General features: G+C 48.4%; 1 protein-coding gene. It reads left to right on the forward strand.

The window, feature by feature from the left end; translation table 11 throughout:
* A partial coding sequence (locus tag LN995_RS21775) for a head fiber protein (protein WP_229963195.1) occupies nucleotides 1-481 on the forward strand: 481 nt, incomplete at both ends.

A 481-nucleotide genomic window follows, 5' to 3' on the forward strand; every position in this document is an offset into this window, starting at 1 on the left:
AATACGGTACCTGTAGGAGCTATCAATGCCAGTGGTACAGCTGGTAGTACCACATTTTTAAGAGGAGATGGTACCTGGGCAACAGTTTCTGGCGGTGCCACAAACTTGGGCTATACATCAGCTGCTTCCACAGGAATAGTGACTAGCAGCACCGGGACTTCTGCTACACTTCCGGCCGCTACAACTACTGCTGCCGGTTTGTTTACAGCTGCTGACAAGACTAAGTTGGATGGAATTGCTGCCAGTGCCAACAATTATACCTTGCCTGCTGCAACTGCCACTACATTAGGTGGTGTGAAAGTGGGTTCAGGACTGGCAATTGATGCAAGTGGTGTATTATCTGCAACTGCAACCGGAACAGGTACTACAGTTTCTGATGCTACCACTACAGCTAAAGGTATTGTACAATTGGCAGGAGACTTAAGCGGAACAGCCGCTGCTCCAACTATTGCTGCAAACGCCGTAACATCGGCTAAAATTG

Source organism: Pontibacter silvestris (assembly GCF_020907275.1).
In the GTDB taxonomy this organism is placed as follows: Bacteria; Bacteroidota; Bacteroidia; order Cytophagales; family Hymenobacteraceae; genus Pontibacter; species Pontibacter silvestris.